Source organism: Streptomyces sp. SID486 (genome assembly GCF_009865385.1).
Classification (GTDB): Bacteria; Actinomycetota; Actinomycetes; order Streptomycetales; family Streptomycetaceae; genus Streptomyces.
On sequence record NZ_WWJT01000380.1, the window covers coordinates 1 to 3,485 of the forward strand.

Below are 3,485 nucleotides of genomic sequence, written 5' to 3' on the forward strand. Positions count from 1 at the left end.
GGTGCGGGTGCGGGTGCGGGTGCGGGTGCGGAAACCGGCGGTGTGCGGGGGCGGTTCGAGGCGGGGGGCGGCGTTCGCGTCCGCCCTCGTCCGGGAGGCCGGCACCGTGCGGCCGGCCGGAGCGGGAGCCACCGCGACGGGGGTCCCGGCGGCGCGGCCGGAACGGAAGCGGCCGGTGCCGGAGAGCCGGGGGGAGGAGTCGTCCGCGGCTGCGGCCGGGGATGTGAGCCGGGGGGCGGCCGGGGCCGGTGGTGCCGGAGAAACCGGTATGGCCAGGACTGTCCGAAGCGTCGGCGTGCCGAATCCTCCCCTCTTACGACCCATCATCCCGGTAAGGGGAGCGCCAGCTTCAAGAAGGCTCGCGGAACGGGGAGTGCGGGCTCTCCCCAGGGGCACCCTGGGAGACGGGCACTTGTGGGGTGAGAGACAATGGAGGCTCTGTCAGGGCGGGTTGTATGAGGGGACGCATGTCGGAGGCGGAGCGGGCGGGCACATCCCGTCAGGAGACTCGTCAGGACAAGAACGAGCGGCGTCTCCTCGCGGGGCGGTACCGGCTGGGAGACGTCCTCGGCCGGGGCGGTATGGGCACGGTCTGGCGCGCCGAGGACGAGACCCTGGGCCGGACGGTCGCCGTCAAGGAGCTGCGGTTCCCGACCAACATCGACGAGGAGGAGAAGCGGCGCCTGATCACGCGCACCCTGCGCGAGGCCAAGGCGATCGCCCGGATCCGCAACAACAGCGCGGTGACGGTCTTCGACGTGGTCGACGAGGACGACCGGCCCTGGATCGTCATGGAGTTGGTCGAGGGCAAGTCCCTGGCGGAGGTCATCCGTGAGGACGGCCTGCTGACACCGAAGCGCGCCGCCGAGGTGGGCCTCGCCGTTCTCGACGTGCTGCGCTCCGCGCACCGCGAGGGCATCCTGCACCGGGACGTGAAGCCGTCCAACGTGCTCATCGCCGAGGACGGCCGGGTCGTGCTCACCGACTTCGGCATCGCGCAGGTCGAGGGCGACCCGTCCATCACCTCCACCGGCATGCTCGTCGGCGCCCCCTCCTACATCTCCCCGGAGCGGGCCCGCGGCCACAAGCCGGGACCGGCGGCCGACCTCTGGTCGCTCGGCGGCCTGCTGTACGCGGCGGTCGAGGGATCCCCGCCCTACGACAAGGGATCGGCGATCGCCACGCTCACCGCGGTGATGACCGAGCCCCTGGAGGAGCCGAAGCACGCGGGACCGCTGCGCGACGTCATCTACGGCCTGCTGACCAAGGACGCGGCCAAGCGGCTCGACGACGCCGGGGCCCGGGCCATGCTCAACGCGGTGATCAGGGCGCCCGAGCCCGAGCCGATGGACGCCACCCGGGTGGTCCCGCTGCCGGTGCAGCCCGGCGAGCCGCAGGGCAAGCGGGGCGAGGAGGCCGGCGAGAAGCTGCGCGGCGCGCTGCGGTCGGTGCGCAAGGCGGCCGGGGCCGCCTCGGCCGCCGCGGCGGCGCGGGGGAAGAGCGGGAACGAGCCGGCCGCGCGGGGCACGGGCGGCACGGCGGTCTCCGGGAGTGCGGCCACGGGCGGGACGCGTCCCGGATCCGCCGGTGGCGCGCGGCCGGGTGCGGTGGCCGGGCCGGGAGCCGGACCCGCCGGGCGGCCCGGGGCGCCGGCGCCGGGTGCCACCAACGCGCCGAAGACCGGCACGGACAAGCCCGCTTCGGGCTGGCCCGTGGTGCCGCCGCCGGACCTGGACCTCCAGCCGCGGCCGGTGCCGAGGGCGCCGCTGACCGACGTGGTGCCCAGGCGCACGCTGGTGATCATCGCCGTGGTCGTCGTGCTCGCCGTGCTCGGGGCCGTGCTGGCGTTCGCCCTCGGCGGCGACGACGGCAAGGACGGCGGGGCCAAGGCCGCGGCCAGTTCCAGTGCCTCCACCAAGCAGGACCAGGGCACCGGCGGCGGCAAGGGCGGCGGGCAGCGGACGGACGGCGCGAGTTCGGCCTCCGCCGCCACCGGATCGGCGCCGGGCACCACCGCGGGCACCGGCGCGAGCCCGTCCGCCGACGGCTCCGGTGAGGCCGACGACTCCGGCAAGTCCGGCGGTTCCGGCTCGAAGGGCGGCGGGAGCGCGCCGGCCGAGAAGACCCGCAAGGCCGCCCAGGGCTACTCGATAGGTCTGCCCAAGGGGTGGAAGTACCAGACCACCGGTGACGCGGGCGACCGCTACACCGGGCCCGACGGGCAGCGGCTGCTCGTCGGCTGGACCAGCACGCCCAAGGACGACCCGGTGGCGGACTGGCAGGACCAGGAGCGGTACATGCGGCGCTCCCAGTACCACAAGATCCGTATCGGGGAAGTGAAGTACCGGCACTGGAAGACCGCCGACTGGGAGTTCACCTTCACCGAGGACGGCACCCGGTACCACACGATCGACCGCGGGTTCGTGGTGAACGGTCACCTCGGTTACGGGCTGATGTACACCGCGAAGGACGCCGGCTGGCGCGGCGGCCTGATCCAGGACACCTGGAAGACGTTGACGGAGTCCTTCACCCCGAAGTCGTAGGCGTCCCACGCCGGTTTGGTCCGTGAGAATCCGTCATCCTCTCAATGCGGGTTGCCTCCGGCACGTATCGTGAAGGGTCGCGGACCGTACGCAGCCGCATGCGTGTGCGAAACGGGTCGTGAGGCGATCGGATGTGACCAACCGGGCGGCCGGGGGAGGCAAAGTGGACGACTACGCGGGTCGGGTGCTCGCCGACCGCTACCGCCTGCCACTGCCACCGTCCGACGAGTACGAATTCACCGAGACCCGCGCCTTCGACACCTACAGCGGCCAGGAAGTCCTCGTCCGCCAGGTGCCGTTGCCGGAGGTCGTCGAGGCCGAGGTGATCGACGCCGAGGGGCTGCCCGAGGGGTTCACCGCACGGGAGCGCACCTCACGCAGGGCACCCGAGGGCGCCGCGGCGGCCACCCGGAGGCCCGCCGATCCGGCGGTCAGGCGCGCCGTGGAGGCCGCGCAGGCGGCTGCCCGCATACCCGACCACCCACGTCTGGACCAGGTCTTCGACGTGTTCGCCGAGGGCGGGTCTTTGTGGATCGTCAGCGAGCGGGTGGCAGCGCGCCCGCTGTCCGCCCTGCTCACCGAGAGGCCGCTGTCGCCGTACCGGGCGGCCGAGGTCGCCTCCGACGTGCTCATGGCACTGAGGGTGCTGCACGCCCACGGCTGGGTGCACCGCAACATCACCGTCCGTACGGTGCTGGTCTGCGACGACGGCCGGGTGATGCTGACCGGCCTCGCGGCCGGCGCGGCGGAGGAGGCGCTGTGCGGTTACGACCCGGTGCCGGCTCCGGAGGGACCGGACGGGGACGCGGGAGGGGCGCCCGACGCCGGGCCGGACAGGCGGACCGGTCCGGCGGGGCCAGGTGAGGGCGGCGGCCCGCCCGGGCGTGGTCCCGGACCGGGAGCCGGGGCTCCGGCCGCCTCCGGTGGCCGCAGCGGCGGTGT

At 74.1% G+C, this 3,485-nt stretch carries 2 protein-coding genes; both read left to right on the forward strand.

What is annotated here, in order from left to right:
- Positions 1-467: 467 nt before the first annotated feature.
- Positions 468-2,543, forward strand: coding sequence for a serine/threonine-protein kinase (locus GT045_RS17895; RefSeq protein ID WP_161334784.1), 2,076 nt, complete (start codon positions 468-470; stop codon positions 2,541-2,543).
- A 163-nt stretch (positions 2,544-2,706) separates the two neighbouring features.
- A partial coding sequence (locus GT045_RS17900; RefSeq protein ID WP_161334785.1) for a protein kinase occupies positions 2,707-3,485 on the forward strand: 779 nt, incomplete at its 3' end.

Excerpts from the sequence above, each read along its gene's own strand:
- GT045_RS17895 (WP_161334784.1), top strand. The coding sequence starts at position 468 with ATGTCGGAGGCGGAGCGGGCGGGCACATCCCGTCAGGAGACTCGTCAG.